Source organism: Caulobacter sp. GW821-FHT10A06, assembly GCF_059415805.1.
Genome location: NZ_JBWKNY010000001.1, coordinates 190,468 through 213,403, shown reverse-complemented (window position 1 = coordinate 213,403; position 22,936 = coordinate 190,468). Strand labels below are relative to the sequence as shown.

At 67.9% G+C, this 22,936-nt stretch carries 25 protein-coding genes, 1 tRNA gene and 1 pseudogene; 13 read left to right on the top strand and 14 right to left on the bottom strand.

Annotated elements, in window-relative coordinates:
- Positions 1 to 64 precede the first annotated feature (64 nt).
- The 3 genes from rpoZ to folK form a co-directional block, all read right to left on the bottom strand.
- Entirely contained in the window at positions 65 to 424 is a 360-nt protein-coding gene (gene rpoZ / locus AC07NF_RS00935; RefSeq protein ID WP_047413437.1) for a DNA-directed RNA polymerase subunit omega, read from the bottom strand.
- Positions 425 to 558: 134 nt separating this feature from the next.
- Entirely contained in the window at positions 559 to 2,604 is a 2,046-nt protein-coding gene (locus AC07NF_RS00930; protein ID WP_494632437.1) for a M13 family metallopeptidase, read from the bottom strand.
- Positions 2,605 to 2,705: 101 nt separating this feature from the next.
- Positions 2,706 to 3,194 carry a 2-amino-4-hydroxy-6-hydroxymethyldihydropteridine diphosphokinase gene (folK, locus tag AC07NF_RS00925; RefSeq protein ID WP_494632803.1) on the bottom strand — a complete coding sequence of 163 codons (489 nt, stop codon included), beginning with the start codon at positions 3,192 to 3,194 and terminating at the stop codon, positions 2,706 to 2,708.
- A 48-nt stretch (positions 3,195 to 3,242) separates the two neighbouring features.
- Here folK and AC07NF_RS00920 point away from each other — a divergent pair, with 48 nt between their 5' ends.
- Both AC07NF_RS00920 and AC07NF_RS00915 read left to right on the top strand, forming a co-directional pair.
- Positions 3,243 to 3,839, top strand: coding sequence for a LabA-like NYN domain-containing protein (locus tag AC07NF_RS00920; protein ID WP_494632440.1), 597 nt, complete (start codon positions 3,243 to 3,245; stop codon positions 3,837 to 3,839).
- A gap of 1 nt (position 3,840) precedes the next feature.
- Positions 3,841 to 4,518, top strand: coding sequence for a uracil-DNA glycosylase (locus tag AC07NF_RS00915; RefSeq protein WP_454760422.1), 678 nt, complete (start codon positions 3,841 to 3,843; stop codon positions 4,516 to 4,518).
- 2 nt (positions 4,519 to 4,520) lie between these two features.
- Here AC07NF_RS00915 and AC07NF_RS00910 read toward each other — a convergent pair whose 3' ends face one another.
- The 4 genes and pseudogenes from AC07NF_RS00910 to glpK all read right to left on the bottom strand — a co-directional run bounded on the left by AC07NF_RS00910 (position 4,521) and on the right by glpK (position 9,058).
- Positions 4,521 to 5,360 carry an alpha/beta hydrolase gene (locus AC07NF_RS00910; RefSeq protein WP_494632443.1) on the bottom strand — a complete coding sequence of 280 codons (840 nt, stop codon included), beginning with the start codon at positions 5,358 to 5,360 and terminating at the stop codon, positions 4,521 to 4,523.
- Positions 5,357 to 6,555, bottom strand: a pseudogene (locus AC07NF_RS00905) (Gfo/Idh/MocA family protein). The gene AC07NF_RS00910 and the pseudogene AC07NF_RS00905 overlap by 4 nt, the downstream one beginning before the upstream one ends.
- Positions 6,462 to 7,496: an SMP-30/gluconolactonase/LRE family protein gene (locus AC07NF_RS00900; protein WP_494632444.1), complete on the bottom strand. Its 1,035-nt coding sequence runs from the start codon at positions 7,494 to 7,496 to the stop codon at positions 6,462 to 6,464. The pseudogene AC07NF_RS00905 and the gene AC07NF_RS00900 overlap by 94 nt, the downstream one beginning before the upstream one ends.
- A gap of 71 nt (positions 7,497 to 7,567) precedes the next feature.
- Entirely contained in the window at positions 7,568 to 9,058 is a 1,491-nt protein-coding gene (glpK, locus tag AC07NF_RS00895) for a glycerol kinase GlpK (RefSeq protein ID WP_494632445.1), read from the bottom strand.
- Between the two features lie 162 nt (positions 9,059 to 9,220).
- On the opposite strand from glpK, the gene AC07NF_RS00890 reads away from it, so the two are divergent.
- From AC07NF_RS00890 to AC07NF_RS00880, 3 genes are all read left to right on the top strand, one after another.
- Positions 9,221 to 10,306, top strand: a complete 1,086-nt coding sequence (locus tag AC07NF_RS00890) for a DUF2336 domain-containing protein (RefSeq protein ID WP_492811561.1) — start codon at positions 9,221 to 9,223, stop codon at positions 10,304 to 10,306.
- Positions 10,307 to 10,349: 43 nt separating this feature from the next.
- Positions 10,350 to 11,132: an NAD kinase gene (locus AC07NF_RS00885; RefSeq protein ID WP_492811562.1), complete on the top strand. Its 783-nt coding sequence runs from the start codon at positions 10,350 to 10,352 to the stop codon at positions 11,130 to 11,132.
- 116 nt (positions 11,133 to 11,248) lie between these two features.
- The gene (locus AC07NF_RS00880; RefSeq protein ID WP_492811563.1) at positions 11,249 to 11,734 is read left to right on the top strand and encodes an Hpt domain-containing protein; all 486 of its coding nucleotides are present in this window, start codon (positions 11,249 to 11,251) and stop codon (positions 11,732 to 11,734) included.
- A 4-nt stretch (positions 11,735 to 11,738) separates the two neighbouring features.
- Here the strand turns inward: AC07NF_RS00880 and AC07NF_RS00875 are convergent, their stop codons facing one another.
- The 3 genes from AC07NF_RS00875 to folD are packed head-to-tail and all read right to left on the bottom strand — an operon-like array spanning position 11,739 to position 14,411.
- Positions 11,739 to 13,145 (bottom strand): D-arabinono-1,4-lactone oxidase, encoded by a 1,407-nt coding sequence (locus AC07NF_RS00875; RefSeq protein WP_494632448.1) that lies wholly within the window; start codon positions 13,143 to 13,145, stop codon positions 11,739 to 11,741.
- A gap of 13 nt (positions 13,146 to 13,158) precedes the next feature.
- Positions 13,159 to 13,518, bottom strand: coding sequence for a c-type cytochrome (locus AC07NF_RS00870; RefSeq protein ID WP_494632449.1), 360 nt, complete (start codon positions 13,516 to 13,518; stop codon positions 13,159 to 13,161).
- On the bottom strand, positions 13,518 to 14,411 hold the full coding sequence (gene folD / locus AC07NF_RS00865; protein WP_494632450.1) for a bifunctional methylenetetrahydrofolate dehydrogenase/methenyltetrahydrofolate cyclohydrolase FolD: 894 nt from the start codon (positions 14,409 to 14,411) through the stop codon (positions 13,518 to 13,520). Before folD ends, AC07NF_RS00870 begins: the two co-directional genes overlap by 1 nt.
- A gap of 96 nt (positions 14,412 to 14,507) precedes the next feature.
- On the opposite strand from folD, the gene amaB reads away from it, so the two are divergent.
- From amaB to arfB, 4 genes are all read left to right on the top strand, one after another.
- On the top strand, positions 14,508 to 16,025 hold the full coding sequence (gene amaB, locus AC07NF_RS00860) for an L-piperidine-6-carboxylate dehydrogenase (protein ID WP_494632452.1): 1,518 nt from the start codon (positions 14,508 to 14,510) through the stop codon (positions 16,023 to 16,025).
- Between the two features lie 65 nt (positions 16,026 to 16,090).
- Positions 16,091 to 16,165: transfer RNA gene (locus tag AC07NF_RS00855), tRNA-Thr, on the top strand.
- A 38-nt stretch (positions 16,166 to 16,203) separates the two neighbouring features.
- A complete protein-coding gene (locus AC07NF_RS00850) occupies positions 16,204 to 16,680 on the top strand; it encodes a YaiI/YqxD family protein (RefSeq protein ID WP_494632454.1) in 477 nt (158 codons plus the stop codon).
- Entirely contained in the window at positions 16,677 to 17,099 is a 423-nt protein-coding gene (gene arfB, locus AC07NF_RS00845) for an alternative ribosome rescue aminoacyl-tRNA hydrolase ArfB (protein ID WP_454716787.1), read from the top strand. The genes AC07NF_RS00850 and arfB overlap by 4 nt, the downstream gene beginning before the upstream one ends.
- Before the next feature lie 104 nt (positions 17,100 to 17,203).
- Here arfB and AC07NF_RS00840 read toward each other — a convergent pair whose 3' ends face one another.
- The 3 genes from AC07NF_RS00840 to AC07NF_RS00830 all read right to left on the bottom strand — a co-directional run bounded on the left by AC07NF_RS00840 (position 17,204) and on the right by AC07NF_RS00830 (position 18,698).
- A complete protein-coding gene (locus AC07NF_RS00840) occupies positions 17,204 to 17,731 on the bottom strand; it encodes a MarR family winged helix-turn-helix transcriptional regulator (RefSeq protein ID WP_492811569.1) in 528 nt (175 codons plus the stop codon).
- Positions 17,732 to 17,921: 190 nt separating this feature from the next.
- A complete protein-coding gene (locus AC07NF_RS00835) occupies positions 17,922 to 18,131 on the bottom strand; it encodes a hypothetical protein (RefSeq protein WP_492811570.1) in 210 nt (69 codons plus the stop codon).
- Between the two features lie 66 nt (positions 18,132 to 18,197).
- Positions 18,198 to 18,698, bottom strand: a complete 501-nt coding sequence (locus AC07NF_RS00830; RefSeq protein WP_494632456.1) for a GcrA family cell cycle regulator — start codon at positions 18,696 to 18,698, stop codon at positions 18,198 to 18,200.
- Positions 18,699 to 18,978: 280 nt separating this feature from the next.
- Between AC07NF_RS00830 and AC07NF_RS00825 the strand changes: the two genes are divergently transcribed.
- From AC07NF_RS00825 to AC07NF_RS00810, 4 genes are read left to right on the top strand one after another with little or no spacing between them, the layout of a single operon-like run.
- Positions 18,979 to 19,476 carry a c-type cytochrome gene (locus AC07NF_RS00825; RefSeq protein WP_494632457.1) on the top strand — a complete coding sequence of 166 codons (498 nt, stop codon included), beginning with the start codon at positions 18,979 to 18,981 and terminating at the stop codon, positions 19,474 to 19,476.
- A gap of 3 nt (positions 19,477 to 19,479) precedes the next feature.
- Positions 19,480 to 19,854: a nuclear transport factor 2 family protein gene (locus AC07NF_RS00820; RefSeq protein WP_492811573.1), complete on the top strand. Its 375-nt coding sequence runs from the start codon at positions 19,480 to 19,482 to the stop codon at positions 19,852 to 19,854.
- Between the two features lie 6 nt (positions 19,855 to 19,860).
- Positions 19,861 to 20,232: a nuclear transport factor 2 family protein gene (locus tag AC07NF_RS00815; RefSeq protein ID WP_492811574.1), complete on the top strand. Its 372-nt coding sequence runs from the start codon at positions 19,861 to 19,863 to the stop codon at positions 20,230 to 20,232.
- Complete coding sequence (locus AC07NF_RS00810) at positions 20,229 to 20,585, top strand: nuclear transport factor 2 family protein (protein ID WP_494632465.1); 357 nt, start codon at positions 20,229 to 20,231, stop codon at positions 20,583 to 20,585. Before AC07NF_RS00815 ends, AC07NF_RS00810 begins: the two co-directional genes overlap by 4 nt.
- Here AC07NF_RS00810 and AC07NF_RS00805 read toward each other — a convergent pair.
- Complete coding sequence (locus AC07NF_RS00805) at positions 20,582 to 22,936, bottom strand: thiamine pyrophosphate-binding protein (RefSeq protein WP_494632467.1); 2,355 nt, start codon at positions 22,934 to 22,936, stop codon at positions 20,582 to 20,584. The genes AC07NF_RS00810 and AC07NF_RS00805 overlap by 4 nt on opposite strands.

The following is a 22,936-nucleotide window of genomic DNA, read 5'->3' as shown; positions in this document are numbered from 1 at the left end:
GCGCGTTGGGGTGAAGCGGTCGGTTCGACCGCTTCCAGGGTCAGAGGGTCTGCGCCTTCGGGGCTCAGTACCGCTCCTCCTGACCGCCGTCGCGGTCGCTCTGCAGAGCGCGGACCAGTTCCAGTTCGCTCATCTGCATGTGGCTCGGATCGGCCAGCAGGGCCAGCGTCTCGGCCTCTTCCTCGGCCTCGGTGTGCTCATCGACGCGCTGCAGCGTGCTGATGAGGTGTTCCTTCAGGGCCTCGTGATCGATCACGTCGTCGGCGATCTCGCGCAGGGCGACGACCGGGTTCTTGTCGTTGTCGCGGTCGACCATCAGGGCCGCGCCGGCCGAAATGCCGCGAGCGCGGTGCGCCGACAGCAGGACGAGCGAGAAGCGGTTCGGAACTTTTTCGACGCAATCTTCGACGGTGACGCGGGCCATGAGTTCCTCGGGCTGCGGTTAGCTATCGCAAAATAGGCTTCCGTGCGGCGACACGCAACGCCGCGCACGATGTTCTAGCTTTCGCGAGGGGGCGCTTATGCCCCCTTCGCGAGTCAATGTCTACCCCGTTGGGTCTACCAGACCTTCACACGCTTCTCGGGCGGCAGATACATGGAATCCCCCGGCTTCACGCCAAAGGCCGCGTACCAGTCGTCCAGGTTCCGCACCGTGAAGGCCCGATACTGGTCCGGCGCGTGACCGTCGGTGATGATCTGCTGGCGCAGGGCCGCCGGGCGCGAATAGCCCAGCCAGCTCTGGGCATAGGCCAGGAAGAAGCGCTGGTCGCCGGTCAGGCCGTCGATCACCGGAGCTTCCTTACCCTTCAGAGAGGCGTGGTAGGCGTCCAGCGCCGCGCCCAGGCCGGCGACGTCGGCGATGTTCTCGCTGAGCGTCAGCTTGCCGTTCACCGCCAGGTCCGGGAACGGCTTATAGGTGTCGAACTGGTCGGCCAGGGCCGCGCCGGCCTTCTGGAAGTGATCCAGGTCGGTCGGCGTCCACCAGTTGCGCAGGCGGCCCTGGCTGTCGAACTGGGCGCCCTGGTCGTCGAAGCTGTGGCTGATCTCGTGGCCGATCGTGGCGCCGGTCGCGCCGTAGTTGGCGGCCGGGTCGTTGTTCAGGTCGAAGTTCGGCGGGGCCAGGATGGCGGCCGGGAAGTTCAGGCCGTTCAGCATCGGCAGGTTCACGGCGTTGACCGTCTGCGGGGTCATCACCCACTCGCCGCGATCGACCGGCTTGCCCAGCTTGGCCAGGGCGGTGGCGTAATCGAAGGCTTCCGAGCGCTTCTGGTTGCCGAACGCGTCGCCGCGCACGACCGAATAGCCGGAATAGTCACGCCAGGTGTCGGGATAACCGACGCCGACCTTCAGCACGGCGACCTTCTTGCGGGCCTCGGCCTTGGTGGTCGGGTCCATCCAGTCCAGGCCGTCGATGCGCTTTTCGAAGGCGACCTTCATGTTGTCGACCATGGCGGTCACGGCCGCCTTGGACTCCGCCGAGAAATACTTGTCGGCATAGAGCTTGCCAACGGCGTCGCCGAGCGCGCCGTTGGTCGCGTTCACCGCCCGCTTCCAGCGCGGCGATATGGCCGGCGTGCCTTGCAGCGCCGCGCCGTAGAAGGCGAAGCGCTCGTCCACGAACGCCTTGGGCAGGTAGTAGCTGTTGTGGTTCAGCAGGTGGAAGGTCAGATAGGCCTTCCAGGTCTCCAGCGGCACATCGGCCACGGCCTTGCCCAGACCGACGACCAGGGTCGGATGCCAGACGATGAAACGCGGCTGGCCGGTCAGCTTGGCGGCGGCGAAGAAGGCGCTCCAGTCCAGGCCCGGCGCGTTCTTGGCGAAGTCGGCCGGGGTCCAGCTGTTATTGGCCTTCTGGACGTCGGCGCTGTCGGCGCGGGTCGCCGAGGCCCGGGCCAGCTGGGTCTCCAGGCCCATGATCGCCTTGGCCTTGCCGGCCGCGTCGACGCCGCCGCCCAGGGCCAGGATCTTCTCGAGATGGGCCAGATAGTTGGCCCGCGCCTCGACCATCGAGGCCTTGTCCGAGAGGTAGTACTCACGATCGGGCATGCCCAAGCCGCCCTGCAGCAAGAACGGCGCGTACTTGCTGGTGTCGTCGAACGACGGCGAGACCCACAGGCCCAGGACGTTGTCGGTGTAGAAGTCGGTGGCGTTCAGGGCGTCGACATCGGCGCGGACATTGCCGCCCAGCACCGTGGCCAGCTGCTTCTTGTCCTTGATGGCGGCGATACGGGCGAGATCGGCCTTCGCCGGCGCCAGGCCTTTCGCCTCGATGCCGGCCTCGTCCATGAAGCTGGCGTAGTAGTCGCCAACCTTCTGGCCGTCGCCCTTGCCGCCCTTGGCCGCTTCCTGGATCAGGTCGACCGTGCGCTTGCTGGCCTCCTCGGTCATCACCGCGCCGATGCCGTATCGGCTGCGGTCGGCCGGGATCGGGTGGGCCTTGATCCATTCGTTGTTGGCGTAGGTCCAGAAGTCGTCGCCCGGCTTGATCGTCTTGTCGATCGAGGTCAGGTCGACGCCGCTTTTGGCTTGAGCGAAGGCGGCGGGAGCGGCGGTCAGCAGCGCGCAGGCGGCGGCGCAGGCGAGCAGCGAGCGGGTCAGGTTCATGGCTGAGCTAGGTCCAGATGAGCGTGCGGAGACGCCATTGATAGGAAATGGGGGCGCGGAAATCTGGCCGGACTATGGGCGCCGCTTGATCCGATCGGGGATTAAACTTTGGCAATGGAGCGCGCGTCGCGCCCCACCGTGGCGTTGGCGGCCAAGCGGAAGGCCGGCTCGCCATTGACCGGATGGATCCAGGCCGAGGCCAGCTCGGCCAGCGGCCCCATCACAAACAAGCGCTCATGGGCCCTGGGATGCGGCACCCAGACGTCGTCTTCCAGCACCGTGCGACCATGGGCGATCAGGTCGAGATCTAGGGTGCGAGCGGCGTTGGCCTCCCCCCTCGCCCGCCCGAAGCTCTCTTCGATCCGGTGCAGGGCCGCCAGGGTCTCGAACGGATCGAGTTCGGTGCGGACGACGGCCACGCCGTTGCGGTATTCCGGCCCCGTGGGATCGGGCCAGGCCGCCGAGGCCCACCAGGTCGAGCGCGCCACCAGCGCCAGCCCCTCGCCCGGCAGAGCCTCCAGGGCGGCTTCCAACAAGGCCTCGCGACTCGTATAGGCTCCCGGCAGATTGCACCCGAGCGCCACGATCACGGCCTCGTCCAAGTCATTTCTAGAGACCTGATTTTTCAAGGGATTACCGTGACCTTCTATCCTACCGACCGACTGGCCCTGTTCATCGACGGGGCCAATCTCTACTCCGCCGCCAAGGCCCTGGGCTTCGACATCGACTACCGCAAGCTGCTCGACGAGTTCAAAAAGCGCGGCGTCCTGATCCGAGCCTACTACTATACCGCGATCGCCGAGAACGACGACTATTCGCCGATCCGCCCGCTGGTCGACTGGCTGGACTACAACGGCTTCACCCTGGTGACCAAGCCGGCCCGCGAGTTCACCGACAGCCAGGGTCGCAAGCGCTGGCGTGGCGACATGGACATCGAGATCGCCGTCGACATGCTGCAGATGGCTGAAACGGCCGACCACCTCGTCCTGTTCTCCGGCGACGGCGATTTCCGCGCCCTGGTCGAGGCCGTGCAGCGCAAGGGCCGCCGCGTCACCGTGGTCTCGACCATGAAGAGCCAGCCGCCGATGACCAGCGACGACCTGCGCCGTCAGGCCGACAACTTCGTCGACCTCAACGACCTGGGCAACATCATCGGCCGCCCGCAGCGGATCCAGCCGCGCCCGGCCTCGGACACCCGCACCCCGGCCGAACGCGAAGCCGACGACGAGTACTGAGATGCAGCAACATTCCAACATCGTCGGCGAAGTGGTCCCCAACCCCGCCGAGCCGCCGCGCGACTGCCCGCTTTGTCCGCGCCTGGTGGCCTATCGCCGCGAGAACCAGGATCTCTATCCGGACTGGTTCAACGGCCCCGCCCCGTCGTTTGGCGACAAGGACGCCCGTCTGCTGGTCGCCGGTCTGGCGCCCGGCCGCAAGGGCGCCAACCGCACCGGCCGGCCGTTCACCGGCGACTATGCCGGCACCCTGCTCTACGAGACCCTGATCAAGTACGGCTTCGCCACCGGCAAGTTCGAGGCGCGGCCCGATGACAGCCTGAAGCTGGTCGGCGCGGCGGTGACCAACGCCGTCCGCTGCGCCCCGCCCGGCAACAAGCCCGAGACCTCGGAAGAGAACAACTGCCGGCCGTTCCTGAAAGCGCGGCTGGATATGTTCCCGAACCTGAAAGTCATCGTCACCCTGGGCGACGTCTCGCGACGCAACGTCCTGAAGACCCTGGGCCTGAAGGCCTCGGCGGGCATCCCCGGCCACGGCTCGGAGTTCCAGGCCGGCCCCTATCGGATCTTCAACAGCTATCACTGCTCGCGGCTGAACACGAACACCGGCCGCCTGACGACGCCGATGTTCGAGGCGCTGTTCGAGCGAGTGAAGGCGTACTTGGACGAGAACCCCTAACCCTAGCGGGGCTTCATCCAGCCGTTGTCGTTCAGCCAGTCGACCAGCAGGTTCGGCCAGTGCTTGAACGAGGCCTGCTCCTTGCGCAGGCCCATGTTGAAGGCGTGGCCGCCGGCCTGGAACAGGTGCAGCTCAACCGGCACCTTGGCGGCGCGGAACTTGGGCAGCAGGTCGACCAGCGGCGCCGAGCAGCACTCGTCGTCATTGGCCGCGACCATGAAGGCGGGCGGCGTATCGGCCGGTACCTTGTCGGGTACGCCCAAGGGTCCCGGATAGACCAGCACCTGGAAGTCCGGCCGCGCGCTGACCTGGTCGATGGCGTCGACCTTCGGGTCGCTGGCCAACGCGCCCTGGTAGACCTCGAGATTCGCCGTCTCGCCGCCGGCCGAGAAGCCCATCAGGCCTATGCGTTTGGGGTCGATCCCATACTCGGCGGCGTGGCTGCGAACCCACCGCACGCCGCGCACCGCGTCCTGGCGGGTGTGCTCGATCGTGTAGGGCGAGCCCTCCTCACGGAAGAGCCGATACTTGATGATGAAGACCGCCACGCCGGCCGGGTTCAGGACCTTGGCGACGTCCGTGCCTTCCGAGCGAATGACCAGGATCCGGTGACCACCGCCCGGCAGCACGACCAGGGCCGCGCCGGTGGCGATGTCCTTGGGCGGCAGATAGACGGTGACCGACGGGTTGTTGATGCTCCTGAGCCAATAGTCGCCGGGGATCTCGGACATGTCCTTGCGGCTCTCGAAGCCCGGCGCGCCCTTGGGCCACAGCGGGATCTGCTGCTGGGCATGAGCCAGGCCAGGCGCCAGCAGCGCCAAGGCCAGGACCAGAGCCCTCACAGCTTCACCGTCCGGCCTTCGCGGGCGGCGCGGTAGATGGCCTCGATCACCCGCAGGTCCTTCAGCCCCTCCTCGCCCGACACGATCGGCTCGCGGTTCTGGAGGATGCATTCCGACAGGTGGTCCAGCTGGGCCGAGAACTGGCTCTTGGGTTGCGGGGCCGGCTCGCGCTGGCCGTTCTGACCGCTGAACCGGGCGCGCATCGACTGGCCCTCATAGCTGGTGGCCGGCTCGCAATCGACGAAGCCCTTGGGCCCCGTCACCCGATAACGATTGAAGTTGGCGCTGTAGGCGGAATAGCAGTTGGCCGTCGCGCCCGAGGGGAACTTCAGCTGGAAGCTGATGACATCCTCGACCTCCTTGAAGCGGATGTCGCTACGGTCGGTGGACTCCACCGCGTTGACCGCAATCGGCTCCTCGCCGGTCAGGTAGCGAGCGGCGTTCAGGCTGTAGATGCCGATGTCCATCAGGCTGCCGCCGCCGGCCAGGGCCTTGTTCAGCCGCCACTGCTTGGGATCGCCGATCGTGAAGCCGTGGTCGGCCACCACGGTCCGCACCGGACCCAGCGCGCCGTCGCGGATCAGCTTGATGGCTTCGATGTTGTGGGCCTGGAAGCGGCTGCGATAGCCGATCATCAGCTTGCGGCCGGCCTTATTGCAGGCGGCGATCATCGCCTCGCAGTCGGCGACCGTATTGGCCATCGGCTTCTCGCACATCACGTGCTTGCCGGCCTTGGCCGCCCGCTCGGTGAAGGTGCGGTGCAGGCTGTTGGGCGTGATGATGTAGACGATGTCGACGTCGGGATTGTCGATGATCTTGTCGAAGGTCTCGTAACTGTAGCGGTGGCTTTCCGGGATGCCGTACTGCTCGCCGAAGGTCTTCAGCTTTTCGGGCGTGCCGCTGACCAGGGCCACGAGCTTGGAGTGCTCGCACTCGGCGAAGCGCGGCATGATGATCCGGGTGGCGTAGTAGCCCAGCCCTAGGATCGCGTAGCCCAGCTTGCGCCCGGGCTCGGCGGCTTTCGCGCCCAGAGGCAGAGCGGCGGCGAGACCAGCCGCCAGGAATGTCCGCTTGCTGATCTCGTCCATGATGCTTCTCCCCTTACCAGGCTAGTCCGGAGGTCTTGGTGCGCACCTTCGCCACGACGTGGTTGGAGGTGATGAACAGCGTCTTGCCGTCCTCGCCGAACGTGCAGTTGGCGGCGGGCCCGCCGGTCTCGATCACGCCCAGCAGCTTGGCCTCCGGCGTCAGGATCAGGATGCCGCCCGGCCCGCTGGCGAACAGCCGCCCCTTGGCGTCGACCTTCATGCCGTCGGGCAAACCGGGACCGCCGGCGGCCTTCAGCTCGGTCGCGTCGAAAAACACCTTGGACGAGGTCGGCAGGCCGTCCGCGCCCAGGTCATAGGCCATGATCACTGGCCGCTTCGGATCCGAGATGGCGACGTACAGCCGCTTGCCGTCCGGCGACAGGCCGACGCCGTTCGGGAAGGTCAGCTTGTCGTCGACCAGCGCCACCTCGCCATTGGGCCGCAGCAGATAGACGCCGTTGAACGGCAGCTCCTTGGCCGGCGAGGCGTCGCCGCCTTCCAGGCCATAGGGCGGATCGGTGAAGTACAGCGAGCCCCGCAGTGGTCCGTCGCGGACCTCGACCAGGTCGTTGGGGCTGTTGAACTTCTTGCCCTTGTAGGTCCCGGCCAGGATCGTCTTCTTCTTGGTCGCCAGGTCGATCTTGGCGATGCCGCGATTGCCGCAGTCGGCGGCCAGCAGCTCGCCGGCCAGGCTGATGATCGCGCCGTTGGTGCCGGCCTCGCGGAAGATCTTGGTCGGCGAGCCGTCATAGCCCGAGGGCCGCAGGAAATCGGTCTTGCCGCCCTTGGCGTCCCAGCGGTGCATGACATTGCCGGGCACGTCCGAGAACAGCAGGTACTTGCCTTCCCAGACCCACGTCGGCCCCTCGGCCCAGGTGATGCCGTCGGCGATCTGCTCAATCGGGGCATTGGCGTCGATGATCGCGTCCAGTTCCGGCGACAGGCGGCGGATTCGGCCGATCTTGGGATAGGCCGTCGGAACGGCGAAGGCCTGGCTCGAGGCCAACAGGGCGGCTCCAGCGCCCAGCACGGCGCGGCGGGTTGTCATGATGAGTTCCGCTTCTTGATTGGTCTGACCTTTATGCGGAGACAGCGTTGTCGCTGCAATCCGCAGTACGACTAAAGTCGTATACGGGGCACCGCGTCCACCCAGCGGGCGTAGGCCGCCTCGCGCTCGTGATCCTTGATCGAGGGTGTCAGGGTTTCGGCGGCGGGACTGACTTCAGCCGCCTCCTCGACTGAGGCGTAGAGCCCCGCCCCGACCCCTGCGAACAAGGCCGCGCCCAGCGCCGTCATCTCCTGGTAGCTGGCTCGCCGCACCGAGATGCCGGTCAGGTCGGCCAGGCGCTGGGAGAACCAGACGCTCTTGGACATGCCGCCGTCGATGCGCAGCTGCGCCGCTTCGCCGAACGCGGTGGGCGCGTCTGCCCGCATGGCCTCGATCAGGTCGCGGCTCTGCAGGGCGCAGCTGTCGAAGGTGGCGGCCGCGATCTCGGGCAGGCCGGCGTCGCGGGTCAGGCCGAAGATGCCGCCGCGCGCATTGGCGTCCCACCAGGGCGCGCCCAGGCCCGTGAAGGCCGGCACCACGACAACGCCGTGGTCGGCCTTGGCGGCGCGGGCCAGAGCCTCCGCCGCGCGCGGCCCGCCGGTGATGCCCAGCCCCTCGCCCAGCCACTGGATCGCCGCCCCGGCCACGAAGATCGAGCCTTCCAGAGCATAGGTCGTCTTGCCGTTCACCCGCGCCGCCACCGTGGTCAGCAGCCGCGAGCGCGAGATCGGACGGTCCTCGCCCGTGTTGATCAGCATGAAGCAGCCGGTGCCGTAGGTGGCCTTCATCTGGCCGGGCGCCACGCACCCCTGCCCCATCAGCGCCGCCTGCTGGTCGCCGGCCACACCTCGGATCGGGACCTCGCGACCCAGCACCTCGACCTTCGACGCGCCGTAGTCGTCGACACAATCCAGCACCTTGGGCAGCAGCGCCGCCGGCACGTTGAAGAGCTCGAGCATCTCCGCCGACCAGTCCTGCCCGGCGATGTCGAACAGCAGGGTCCGCGAGGCGTTGGTGGCGTCGGTGGCATGCACCCCGCCCCCCGTCAGCTTCCAGATGACCCAGGTGTCCATGGTGCCGCACAACAGCTCGCCCGCCTCGGCCCGAGCCCGCGCACCGGGGACCTTGTCGAGGATCCAGGCGATCTTGGTGCCCGAGAAGTACGGATCCAGCAGCAGGCCCGTGACCTCGGTGACGCGCGGCTCGTGACCCTCGTCCTTGAGCTTGGCGCAGACCTCGGCGGTGCGGCGGTCCTGCCAGACGACGGCCGGATGGATCGGGCGGCCGGTCTTGCGGTCCCAGATCACCACCGTCTCGCGCTGATTGGTGATGCCGATGGCGGCGATGTGCTCGGCGCGGCCCGACTTCTCCGAAGCTTCACGCAGCACCGCCACGCAGGCGGCGTAGATCTCCTCGGCGTCGTGCTCGACCCAGCCGTCGTTCGGATAGCTCTGGCGCAGCGGCCGCGTAGCCTCGGCCAACGGCTGGCCGGCGCGGTCGAACAGGATGGCCCGGGTGCTGGTCGTGCCCTGGTCCAGGGCCAAAATCAGATCTTGGGCCACACGCGCCTCCGCTCAAGCTTGCGACATCTCGACGCGATACGCTGCGTCGGCGTCTTTGTTCCGTTTAAGCATGTTTTCATTTGGGGACGGCAAGGTCATCCTCATCCGGTCTTCCGGATTCGAAGGAGGCGGGCCATCCAAGCCGTCGAAATCGCATCGCTCATGAAGCTGGCTCGCAGTCGCGAGGCCGGAGACCGTGAACGTCTGCTCACGGGGATCATCGACCTGTGCGAGGCCGGCCAGGCGCGTGGCGAGCCGACCCACCCCGACATCCAGGCCCTGCTGAACTCGATCTTCATGACCCTGGTGGTCGAGGCCGAGCGCGACATTCGCCATCGCCTGTCCGAACGCCTGGCCGACGCCGACTGGGCGCCCTCGGCCCTGATCAACATCATGGCGCTGGACGAGATCGACATCGCCCGGCCGATCATCGCTCGCAGCCCGGTGCTGCAGGATCACGACCTGATCCGCCTGCTGGTCCAGGCGACCCTGGAACACCAGATCGAGATCGCCCGCCGCCCGCGCCTGCCCGGCGCCGTGGTCGAGGCGATCATCAGCCGCGACGAGCCGGCCGTGCTGACCGCCCTGGCCTCCAACGAGACCGCCGAAATCTCGCCCGACGCCATGGGCCGTCTGGTGAGCCGCTCGCGCGAGGTCGTCGCCCTGCGCTCGCCCCTGGCGCGCCATCCCAGGCTGTCCAGCGACCTGGCCGAGCAGCTCTATCTGCTGGTCGGCCGCGCGCTGCGCGACGCGCTGGCGACTCGCTTCCACCTGGATCCGGCCAAGATGCAGGCGGCGGTCAACGACGCCCTGCGCGCCGCACATCGTGGCGAGAACGATGACGAGGTCGGCCCGGTCGAACAGGACGAGGACCGCGAGGAGATGGAGCGCTCGTTGATCGAGAAGCTCGACTCCGCCGGCCAGCTGCGCCCCGGCTACCTATTGCGCGTGCTGCGTGAAGGCCGGCTGCAGCTGTTCGTCATGGCCCTGGCGCGCCTGGGCAAGTTCGAATCCGCCCAGATCCGCCGCGCCATCGACAGCGGCCGCCCCGAACTGCTGGCCCTGGCCTGCTCGGCCGTGGGCATCGACCGCAGCGTCTTCCCGACCATCCTGGAGCACGTCCGCCAGCTGAACGGCGGCCGTCCTGGCGGCGGTGACGAGGGCGTGCGACGCGCCGCCAGCGCCTTCGGCCCCTTCACGCCGGACATCGCCGGCATGGCCTTCCGTCAGGCCGTCGGCCAGGCCTGATCTGTGGTTTGACAAGGCGGCGGCGTTCCCGCCACTTGGCCGCATGTACCAGCCGCAACCGATCGTGACTCGCTTGGCGTTCAAGGCCAGCGACCGGCCCGAGGCCATCGAAGCGCGTGAACGCCTGACCGCCCGTTATGGCGATGTCGGCGACGAGAACGCCCAGGTCATCGTGGCCCTGGGCGGCGACGGTTTCATGCTGGAAACCCTGCACGAGGCGATCGCCACCCAGACGCCGATCTACGGCATGAACCGCGGCTCGGTCGGCTTCCTGATGAACGAGTACAGCGAGGACGACCTCCTGGAGCGGATCAACGCCGCCGAGCGCGCCGTCATCCATCCGCTGGCCATGGTCGCCATCGATTCGCGCCGCACCCAGCATCGGGCCCTGGCGATTAACGAGGTCTCGCTGCTGCGCCAGACCCGCCAGACCGCCAAGCTGCGCATCTCGATCGACGGCAAGGTGCGGATGGGCGAGCTGGTCTGCGACGGCGCCCTGCTGGCCACCCCGGCCGGCTCGACGGCCTACAACCTGTCCGCCCACGGCCCGATCATCCCGATCGACGGCCAGGTGCTGGCCCTGACGCCCATTTCCGCTTTCCGCCCCCGCCGTTGGCGGGGCGCCCTGCTGCCGCAGTCGTCCCGTGTGACCTTCGAGATCCTTGAGGCCGACAAGCGTCCGGTTAGTGCGGTGGCGGACAATTTCGAGGTCCGCGACGTGATCGAGGTCCACATCTCCGAGGATCGCGGCACCTCGCTGTCCATGCTGTTCGACGCCGGCCGCAGCCTGGAAGAGAGAGTGTTGGCCGAACAGTTCTCGGCCTGATCTGAAGATCTCGCCCGCCCCCTGAGACGTTGGGTCGCGGGAAACGACGGTCTCATCCAATGTTAACGCCTGCTATGTTAGCGGTACTCAACTATCCGCCACTGGGGAGGCGCTCCGTGACGAACAAGACCGCTGAAGTCATTCAGGTGCCGAATATGCTCAAGCTCAAGGTGGGCGGGCGTGGCGGCATCGACATGGCTGCCATCGCCAAAGCCGAGGCCGCTCTGAAGAGCCTGTCGGGCAACTTCGCCCAATGGCTGAACGACGAAATCACCAAGCTGGAAGCCGCTCGTCTGGGCGTTCGCACCGAGGGCCTCAACGCCCAGACGGTCGAGACGCTGTATCTTCGCGCTCACGACCTCAAGGGCCTCGGCGCGACCTACGAGTTCCCGCTGATCACGCGCCTGTCGGCCTCGCTGTGCAAGCTGATCGACGATCCGGACACCCGCCTGTCGGCGCCGATGTTCCTGGTCGACGCTCACATCGACGCGATCAAGGCCTGCGTCCGCGACGACATCAAGGTCGACACCCATCCGGTGGGCAAGGCCCTGGTCACCGAGCTGGAAGCCCGCGTCACCGAATATCTGGGCGCTGCGGCCTAACCGATCAGGTTAGGCCAAACAGCCCCTTCAAATACGGGTTCAGCATCCGGCCCTCCGGATCCAGTTCCTGGCGCACGGCCAGGAAGTCCTTCCAGCGTGGATAGATCGCCGCCAGCTGGCCGCCGTTCAGCGTGTGCAGCTTGCCCCAGTGCGGCCGGCCGTCATAGCGGCGGAAGATCGGCTCGATCAGCTCGTACAGGAACGTAAAGTCGTCGCGGTAGTAGGCGTGCACCGCCACCGAGCCGCGCACCCCGCCCTGGAACGGCGACAGCCAGGCATCGTCGGCCGCGATGCGCCGCACCTCGATCGGGAAGAAGACGTCGGGACGCTCCTTCTCGATGGTCGCGACAACCTCCTGCAGGGCCTTGAGCTGGTTCTCGACCGGCAGGTGGAACTCCATCTCGTTGAAGCGCACCGGCCGTTCGGTCGACAGCAGCTTCCAGCCCTCGTCGACGGCGGTCTCGGGCTTGGCGGTCGACAGCAGCGCCTTGGCCGCGGCCTTGCGCAGCGGCGTCGCGAAGCCCAGCAGGTTGCGCAGGCCCCGCAGCGCCAGCAGGAACTCGGTGTCCTGGTCGGGACCCCGGTCCAGGGCCGGATCGTCGGTCTCGTCGTGGCTGATATTGGCCGCCAGCCCCGTGAACGGCACGGCGTAGAACTCGAAATTGCGGTGCTGAGCCCAGCGGGCCTCGGCGTTGGCCAGGGCCTCATCGAACGGCTCCAGCCAGACCTTGCGGCGCAGGCGGCGGTTGGCGCTGGTGCGCATCCGCACCTGGCTGATCACGCCCAGCGAGCCCAGCGAGACGCGAGCGGCCTGGAAGACCTCGGGGTTCTTGGTCGCGTCGGCGTCGATGACCTTGCCCGAGGGCGTCACAAGTCTCAGGCCTGTGACGTCGCCGTGCATGGCCATGATTTTCTGGCCCGTGCCGTGGGTGGCGGTGCCCAGGGCGCCGCCCAGCGACTGCTTGTTGATGTCGGGCAGGTTCGGCAGCGCCCGGCCCTTCTCAGCAAGCAGCGGGCCGAGCGCGCCCAACCGGGTGCCGGTGCGGATGATCGCCTCGTCGCCTTCCCAGCCAACGATGCCGGACATCGCGTCCAGCGACACTAAGGTCCCGCTGGTGGGGGCGAGCGCGGTGAAGGAGTGGCCTGCGCCAACGGGCCGGATCGGGGCCTGGGCGACCTTCAGGGCCGTGGCCAGCTCGCCCTCGTCCTTGGGGGCCAGGCGGGCGGCGGGATAGGCGTGCTGCACGCCCGACCAGTTTCGCCAAAGCAGCTTGCCGTCGGCATTGACCGAGGCCGGCGACGGCGGTTCGGGCTTGTCCCCGGTGGCGACCTTGTACGCGGCGACACCGCCGCCCGCGACCACAGCCGCTCCGGTTCCGCCCGCGATCAGGGCTCCGCGCCTGGAGATCATGCCCGCTCCTCGCCTATTTGCCGGAGTCTTCGCGCCCCGCCATGAATCGGATCAGACCCCGGAAATCATCCGGTGTGCAAGCCACGCACTGTCCGGTGGCCGGCATGGCGTTGAAGCCCTGGATGGTGTGGTCCAGCAGCACGGCCTCGCCCTGCTTCCAGCGCGGGTCCCAGGCGGCGTGGTCATGGACCAGCGGCGCGCCCGTGCCGGGCGTCGCGTGGCAGGCGTGGCATGAGGTCTCGTAGAGCCCGGCCAGCTTGGCGTTGGTCGGGCGCAGCGCCGCCGCCTGTTCAGGCGTGGGCGGCGGCGGGGTCTTGGCCCCGCAAGCGGTGAGGAAAAGGGCGGACGCTACAACGACGAACGCCCTCCGCATCAGGCGATCCCCGACAGGCGTTTGGCCGCCGTCAGCGTGTTGGCCAGCAAGCAAGCGATGGTCATCGGCCCGACTCCCCCCGGAACCGGCGTGATGGCGCCGGCGATTTCCCTAACCTCGTCGAAGGCGACGTCGCCGACAAGCCGGGTCTTGCCGGCCGCGGCGGCTTCCGGATCGCGAGCCGGGAAGCGGGTGATGCCGACGTCGATCACCACCGCGCCCGGCTTGATCCAGTCGGCCTTGACCATCTCGGCCCGGCCCACGGCGGCCACGACGATGTCGGCCTGGCGCACGATCCCCGGCAGGTCCTGGCTGCGCGAGTGGGCGATGGTCACCGTGCAGTCGGCGGCCAGCAGCATCTGGGCCATCGGCTTGCCCATCAGGTTCGAACGCCCGATCACCACGGCGTTCTTGCCCTTCGGGTCGCCGATCACGTCCTTGATCAGCATCATGCAGCCCGTCGGCGTGCAGGGCGCCAGGGCCGGCAGGCCGCTGGCCAGGCGACCGGCATTGGTCACGGTCAGGCCGTCGACGTCCTTGTCCGGCGACAGGGCCGCCACGACGTCCATCTGGTTGATGTGCGACGGCACCGGGAACTGCACCAGCACGCCGTGGATCTTCGGATCGGCATTCAGCTTGGCGACCACGGCCAGCAGTTCGTCTTGGGTCGTCTCGGCCGGCAGGCGGTGGGTCTCGGAGTACATCCCCGCCTCTTCCGTCTGCTGGCCCTTGCTGCGAACATAGACCTGGCTGGCCGGATCCTCGCCGACCAGCACGACGGCCAGGCCGGGGGTCAGGCCATGCTCGGCCTTCAGCGCCGCGACTTCCTGCGCGACCTTGGCCCGCAGATCGGCCGCGAAGGCCTTGCCGTCGATGAGTTTGCCCTGGGCCATGGTCGTTCTCCTGCTTGGCCCGTCCCTACCGTTTGGAGACGAGACTCGCAACGCCGAGGGGTTGACCGTTCGATGGCGCCGGCGTGTCCTCGCCTCATGAGCCAGCCCTCTCCCGCCGCCCATGCCCGTGACCTGCTGAGCCAACTGGGCGTGCCCGCGCTTCCCGCTGACGCAGGTCACCCGGTCCGCAGCCCGATCGACGGCCAGGTCCTGACCCACGTCGCCTTCGACGACGCCCGCGAGATCGGCGCCAAGGTCTCGGCCGCCTGCCATGCCTTCGCCGCCTGGCGCATCGTTCCCGCTCCGCGTCGGGGCGAACTGGTCCGCCTGTTCGGCGAAGAACTGCGCGCCGCCAAGGCCGACCTCGCCGCCCTGGTCACCCTGGAGGCCGGCAAGATCGCCTCCGAGGCCGCCGGCGAGGTCCAGGAGATGATCGACATCTGCGACTTCGCCGTCGGTCTTTCCCGCCAGCTGCACGGCCTGACCATCGCGTCGGAGCGCCCCGGCCACGCCATGCGCGAGACCTGGCACCCGCTGGGACCGGTGCTGGTGATCAGCGCCTTCAACTTCCCGGTCGCCGTCTGGGCCTGGAACGCCTGCCTCGCTTTGGTCTGCGGCGATCCGGTGATCTGGAAGCCGTCCGAGAAGACACCCCTGACGGCGCTCGCGACCTACGCCATCCTGCAGCGCGCTCTTGCCCGCTTCGAGGATGCGCCCGAGGGCCTGTGCTCCGTCGTCCTGGGCGGCCGCGACGCCGGCGAGCGTCTGGCCCGCGATCCGCGCATCGCCCTGGTCAGCGCCACCGGCTCGACCCGCATGGGCAAGGCGCTCGCGCCGCTGGTCGCCGAGCGGTTCGGCCGCTCGATCCTGGAACTGGGCGGCAACAACGCCATGATCGTCACGCCCTCGGCGGACCTGTCCCTGGCCCTGCGCGCCATCGTCTTCTCGGCGGCCGGCACGGCGGGCCAGCGCTGCACCAGCTTGCGCCGGCTGATCGTCCACGAGAGCCTCGTCGACAAGGTCGCCGGCGCCGTCGACACGGCCTTCCAGCGCCTGCCGGTCGGCGATCCGCGTGAGGCCAAGACCCTGCTGGGCCCGCTGATCGACAAGGCCGCCTATGACGCCTTCGTCGAGGCCATGAACCAGGTCCGCGCCGAGGGCGGAACCGTCAGCGGCGGCGAACGCCTGCTGATCGACGAGCACCCCGACGCCTTCTATGTGCGCCCCGCCCTGGCCCGCCTCGCCGCGCCGGCGCCCTGCATGCAGCGCGAGACCTTCGCGCCGCTGCTGCATGTCGTGCCCTACGGCGACTTCGACGAAGCCGTGACGATCCAGAACGACGTCCCGCAAGGCCTGTCCTCCTGCATCATGACCAACGACGTCCGCGAGGCCGAAGCCTTCCTGTCGGCCGCCGGCAGCGACTGCGGCATCGCTAACGTCAATATCGGCCCCTCGGGCGCGGAGATCGGCGGCGCGTTCGGCGGCGAGAAGGAAACCGGCGGCGGCCGCGAAAGCGGCTCCGACAGCTGGAAGCAGTACATGCGCCGCCAGACCGCGACGGTGAACTATTCCGGGGCATTGCCGCTGGCTCAAGGGGTGCGGTTCGATCTGTGAGGCGCCCTTGCCGTCCGCCCCGGCAAACGGCATAAGCCCTGCCTCGGGTCATCGACCCATGAAACGCCGGCTTAGCACAGCGGTAGTGCAGCGGTTTTGTAAACCGAAGGTCGGGGGTTCGATCCCCTCAGCCGGCACCATTCTCTTCCAGGTCCCCTTTCCGGTAGGCTTCAGGTCGATGACCGCCATCCTCTTCATCGACGCCGACGCCTGCCCCGTGAAGGACGAGGCCTACAAGGTCGCCGCTCGCCACGGCTTCAAGACCTTCGTGGTGTCCAACAGCTGGATCCGGGTGCCCGCGACGCCGGTGATCGAGCAGATCGTGGTCGACGCCGGGCCGGACGTCGCCGACGACTGGATCGCCGAGCGCTGCGGGCCGGGCGACGTGGTGGTGACCAACGACATCCCCCTGGCCGACCGGGTGCTGAAGGCCGGCGGCGCGGCGCTGGCCCCGAACGGCCGGGTGTTCAGCCCCGACATGATCGGCTCGGCCCTGGCCTCACGGTCCATCGGCGAGCACCTGCGCTCGATGGGCGAGGTCACCAAGGGCCCCGCCGCCTTCGCCAACGCCGACCGCTCGCGCTTCCTGCAGGCGCTGGATCAGCTGGTGGTGAAAGCCAAGCGCGTAGCGCCGCCCAAGATCGCCCCAAGATGATCGAGATCACCTCCTGGCTGCGGATCGACGAGGACGAGCTGGTCTGGAAGGCCACGCGCGCTTCCGGTCCCGGCGGCCAGCACGTCAACAAGACCTCGACGGCGATCGAGCTGCGGTTCGATGTCCGCAACTCCCCGGCCCTGCCCGAGGACGTCAAGGCGCGGCTCGAGACCCTGGCCGGCAGCCGCCTGACGCAGGACGGCGTGCTGATCCTGTTCTCGCAAGGCTCGCGCTCGCAGGAAATGAACCGCCAGGACGCCCAGGAGCGCCTGGTCGACCTGATCCGCCGCGCCACCGAACGGCCCAAGCCGCGCAAGGCGACCAAGCCGACCTATTCCAGCAAGCTCAAGCGCCTGGACGGCAAGGCCAAGCGCGGGACCGTGAAGTCCGGACGCGGACGGGTGAAGTTCGACGACTGAACGGCCGAAACCTCGTCCTTCGACAAGCTCAGGATGAGGTTTCTAGTGAACCGCCGTCAAAAGTAGTCCTCATCCTGAGCCTGTCGAAGGACGAGGACGGACCCTCAAGCCGTCTCCGGCGGCGCCGGGGTGCTGAAGCCGATCACGTCCTGCTTCCATTCCGGTTCGACGATCAGGCCGGTCAGCATCTTCTGCAGGTAGCCGGTCATGGCCGCCTGCTCTTCCGGGGTCAGGTTGGCGCAGATCTCGCGGTTCAGCGGACGGATCTCGCCGCGGATCTTTTCCAGCAGGTTGCGACCGGTGTCAGTCAGGCACACGACGACGATCCGGCGGTCGCTGGGCGAGGCTTCCCGCGCCACCAGGCCGTCGGCGATCAGGCTGTCGATCGAACGGGTCAGGGTCGTGCGATCGGTGGCCGCCAGCTTGGCCAGCCGGGTCATCGACAGGTCGCCGAACCGACGCAGAGAGATCATCGCCACCCACTTGGCGAAGGTCAGGCCGTGTTGCGCCAACAGGTCGGCGGCGACCGCGCGGCGATGCTGCTCGGTCTGATAAAGCAAGTAACTCAGATAGCTCGGCAGCGGCAGGGCGTGGTCCTCGACCAAGCCGGCGCGCTCATCCCCCTTACGCATAGTCGTTTCGCCCCCCAAAGCGGCGCTCTGTGTCTCATAAGGTTAACGGTCACGCAATCTGCGGCGCCCCTAGGCCAAACGAAAAACCCCGCGAAAGGCTTCGCGGGGTCATCTCTTTCAATTTAAGCGCGAAACCCGAGCGGTGAAATGCGCTTGCCCGGTGTTACCGGTCTCAGGCGCGAGCCCCTAGTCAGGCGGCGGCGCGGTTGCGGGTGACGCCGCGGGTCAACCAATCGTCCGGATACGTCTCACGGACGGTGATCGACTTGAACTGGGTGACAGGGATGCTGGCGTGGTCGCCGGGGTTCAGATCGCGCGACACCGAGTGGCCGGCGAACTCCTCGATGATGGTGATCACTTGGCTGCTGCCGGCGGCGTTCTCGATCAGGACCATGTTCATGGGGGTTCTACTCGGTGATCTCGAGGAAAATGAGAAAGTCGTGCGGAAGGAAGGTCGGAACCGGGCCTAGATCTGGCTGGGCTGGACGCGTTCCTTGAGGCCCTTCAGCGCCCAGGCCTCGACGGCCTTGGCATTGCCCAGGCGGCGGAAGGCGCCGGCCGTGTGCTGCTCGCAGTAGGACCCGCGGCTGGTCAGCTTGGGGCGGCCGCAGAAGCCGAAGTCGTCGCCTTCCGGATTGCCGATCGGCCAGCGGCACGAGTGGGCGCCCAGCTCCAGGATGCCCGAGGTCGGCAGCAGGTCTTCTTCGGTGCGCTCCAGGCGCGGCGCGACGTGGGGCGCGGCGGTGGTCTCGCGGGTCGGTCGGCGCGCCGGGATCCGCGACGAAACACGGACGCTGGTGACGCGCTGGCGCACCGGAACTTCGCGGACGGTGATGCCTAGGCGGTGGACCTTGCCGATCACCGCGCTACGGCTGACGCCGCCCAGTTGACGGGCCACCTGGCTCGCGCTGAGGCCTTCGAGCCACAGCTTCTTGAGGGTGGCGGTCCGCTCTTCGCTCCAGTCCATGGTCGTTCTTCCCTGCCCGTCCGGAGCCAGCCCGCTCCGGTGAGAAAAGTGGTAGATTTTATGGTTAACGCTCGTCAAACAGTTATGTGCAGACCCACGGTTTGCGATTTCACTTTTCGTGTGAAGAATCACGTAGATACCGGCGATTGTCGCAGGGGCGCGGCCAAGCTTAGATTAAGGAACATTGTTCCGTGACAAGCCCGCGGCCCTGATTTTATAAGGGTTTGGAATGCGTCGCGCGGTCGCAGACCGTGCGGCGAAACGTCAGTCGGGGACCATCATGCGTACTGTGAAACTGGCCGTCGTCGCGGCCCTCTGCCTGACCGTTTCAGCCTGTTCGAAGGACGGCGGCAGCTCGGCGGACGCCCCCGCCGACGCACCGGCGTCCGCGCCCAAGGTCACCGACGCCGACAAGGCCGCGGCCCTGGCCGCCCTCCCCGCCCCGTACAACACCGGCGACCTGTCGAACGGCCAGAGCAAGTTCGCCTTCTGCCGCTCGTGCCACACCATCACCGAGGGCGGCCCGGACATGACCGGCCCCAACCTCTATGGCGTGTTCGGCCGCAAGGTCGGCTCCAAGCCCGGCTACGCCTATTCCGAGGCGGTGAAGAGCGCCGGCTTCACCTGGGACGCCGAACATCTGGACAAGTGGCTGTCGAGCCCGCGCGAGTTCCTGCCCGGCACCAAGATGACCTTCGCGGGCATCCACGACGCCAAGGACCGCATCGACCTGATCGCCTATCTGAAGGTCGAGACCGGCTACAAACCGGCTCCGTAAGCGATGCGCCCGGCCCCGCCCGAGATCGAGGCGCTGGTCCAGCGCCTCTACGACGCCAACCAGCGGCGCGACTTCGCGGCGTTCAGCGCCCTGGTCGCACCGGACCTACAGTGGCCGGACGCCACGCGAGGCGGCGTGCTGACCTCGCCCGAGGCGGTTCGCGCGTACTGGGCCTACAACGACGCCGCGATCCGGGTGGAAACCACGCCGGTCGAGGTCCATCTGGATGACGACGACCGCATCATCGTGGACGCCAACCAGGTGGTCTGGAACCGCAATGGCCAGCTATGGTCGGACATGTGCGTGCGGCATTGTTACACGCTCCGCGACGGCCTTTTCTGGCGCATGGATGTGGGTTCCAGGGGGGACTCGGACTGAAGGCCCATGACGCCCGATGAGGATCGGATCGCGCAGCTGCTAAGGGCCATCAACGCCCGGGACCTCGACGCGACCGTGTCGTGCTACGCGCCTGACGCCCGCTTCGCCGATCCGCTCGAAGGCGGCATGCTGGAAGGCCTGGACGCTATCCGCGCCCACTTCGTCCATCTGTTCGAAGCCGTTCGCGTGGAGCTGACCGCGATCACGCTCACGCGCGAACCCGACGACCGCGTCCGCGCCCGCCTGCACATCGTCACGCGCGGCCCTGGCGGCGGGCTTTGGCAGGACGATGTGATCACGGTCTGGTATCGTTTGGACCGGGGGCTGATCGCCGAGCAGGACGTCGACGACAGCGGTCGGGACGGAAACGAACCATGAGCGCGCTGCTGGCCGTGCTGGAAGAGGCCTATGAGGCCTTCAACGCCCAAGACCTGGCGGGCATCCGCGCGGCGCTGCATCCCGAGGTGACCTGGCCCGACACGCTGGAGAGCGGCCCACCCTTCGTCGGCCTGGAAGCCACGATGGCCCAGTTCGCCCACATCTTCGCGACCATCGTGCCGAACATCCAGCTGATCCGGGTGCTGGAAGAGACCGCCGACGCCCTGATGGTCGAGGCCCAGTACTCGGTGGAAAGCCCCGACGGCCACGTCTGGACCGACACCCGCGCGACCCTGACCTATCACTTCCGCGACCGCCTGCTGACCGGCATGACGATCGTCGGCGGGTTCTAGGCCAACAGGTCCGCGCAGGCGTCCAGGATCGCGTCGGCGTCCAGGCGGTACTTCCCGTACAGATCCGGCAGGTCGCCGGACTGGCCGAAGACCTCCAGGCCCAGGGCACGCACCCGCTGTCCACGCACCGAACCCAGCCATGACAGGGCCAACGGCGAACCGTCGGTCAGGGTGACGAGGCCGGCGTCGCGATCCAGCGGGGCCAGCAGGGTCTCGATCGTGGAGACACAAGCGCCCTCCCCGGTCCAGCGGGCGCGGCCAGAAGCCGTCCAGTCGCGGTGGAGCACGTCGGCCGAGGTCACGGCCAGCAGGCCGGCCTCTGGCATGTCCTCGGCCAACGCCTCGAACGCCGCCAGGGCCTCGGGGGCCAGCGCGCCGCTGTAGACCAAGGCGAGGCGCGCGCCGGGCGCCGGAGGCTTCAGCCAATAGGCCCCGTCGATCACGCCCTGGCGCCAGGCGTCCTCCATCCGCTCGGGCTGCTGCAGCACCCGTGTCGACAGGCGCAGATAGGTCGAGCAGCCGTCCACGGCCTGGATGCGGTCGAAGGCGTGGGCCATCAGCACCGCCGTCTCGTCGGCGAAGGCCGGCTCGTAGGTGTCCAGGCCCGGCTGGGCCATGCCGATGACCGGAGCGTTGATCGACTGGTGCGCGCCGCCTTCGGGGGCCAGCGTCAGGCCCGAGGGTGTGGCGACTAGCAGGAACCGGGCGTCCTGGTAGCAGGCGTAGTTCAGGGCATCGAGGCCGCGGGCGATGAAAGGGTCGTACAGGGTCCCGACCGGGAACAGCCGCTCGCCGAACAGCGGCGCGGTCAGGCCTAGCGCCGCCAGGGCGATGAACAGGTTGTTCTCGGCGATGCCCAACTCGACATGCTGGCCGGTCTCGGCCTTGGACCAGACCTGGGCCGAGGGGATGCGGCGGCGCTTGAAGACGTCGTCGTGGGCGCGGCGCTGGAAGACGCCCCGGCGGTTCACGAAGCCGCCCAGGTTGGTCGACACCGTCACGTCCGGCGAGGTGGTGACGACGCGGCCGGCGAACTCGTCCTTCCGGGCGGCGATCTCGAACATCACCTTGCCGAAGGCGGCCTGGGTCGACTGCTCGCCACCGCCGGCGACGGCGGCCAGCAGTTCGTCGGCCGTGGGCGTCGGGATGGCCGGCGCGACATGCTGGCGCTCGACCTCGTTGGTGAACGGCGCGCGCGCGACCAGGCCCTTCAGGGCCGTGCGTTCGGCAGCCGACAGGCCCGACAGCGGATCCCACTCCTCACCCTCCACGACGCCGAGCCGCTCGCGCAGCTCGGCGATCTGGGACGGGGTCATCAGGCCGGCATGGTTGTCCTTGTGGCCCTGGAACGGCAGGCGTAGGCCCTTGACGGTGTAGGCGATGAAGAAGCGCGGCCGGTCATCCTGCCCCGCCTTCTCGAAGGCTTCCAGCAGGGTCTCCAGGCAGTGGCCGCCCAGCTCTGTCATCAACTCGGCCAGGTCCACGTCCTTGTAGGACGCGATCAGGGCCAGGGTCTTGGGACTACCCTCCAGGTCGGCATTCAGTCGCTCACGCCAGGCCGCGCCGCCCTGGTAGGTCAGGGCCGAGAACAGGTCGTTCGGCGCGGTCTCGATCCATTCCCGCAGCGTTTCGCCGCCCGGCTTGGCGAAGGCCTCGCGCTGGCGCTTGGACCATTTCAGCGTTTCGACGGTCCAGCCTGCGGCCTCGAAGATCTCGCCGTAGCGGGTGAACATCCGGTCCTGGGTGGTCGCGTCCAGGCTCTGGCGGTTGTAGTCGACGATCCACCAGGTGTTGCGAATGTCGTGCTTGCAGGCCTCGATCAGGGCCTCGTAGATGTTGCCCTCGTCCAGCTCGGCGTCGCCCAGCAGCGAGATCATCCGCCCCATCTTCTCCGGCTTCACCGCCCCGCGCGCGGCCAGATAGTCCTGGGTCAGCGAGGCGAAGGCGGTCATGGCCACGCCCAGGCCGACCGAGCCCGTCGAGAAGTCGACGTCGTCCACGTCCTTGGTGCGCGAGGGATAGGACTGCGCCCCGCCCAGGGCGCGGAAACGCTTGAGATTGTCCAGGCTCTGGCGGCCGAACAGGTGCTGGATGGCGTGGAAGACGGGGCTGGCGTGCGGCTTGACCGCCACCCGGTCCTGCGGCCGCAGCGCCTTCATGTAGAGGGCCGTCATCAGCGTGGTCATCGAGGCGCAGGAGGCCTGGTGTCCACCGACCTTCAGGCCATCGCGGCTTTCGCGGAGATGGTTGGCGTTGTGGATCGTCCACGCCGCCAACCACAGAATCCGTTCCTCGAGACGGCGCAGCAGAGCGATTTCCTGCCGCTTGGCCGTCGGATGGCCATCAGCCAT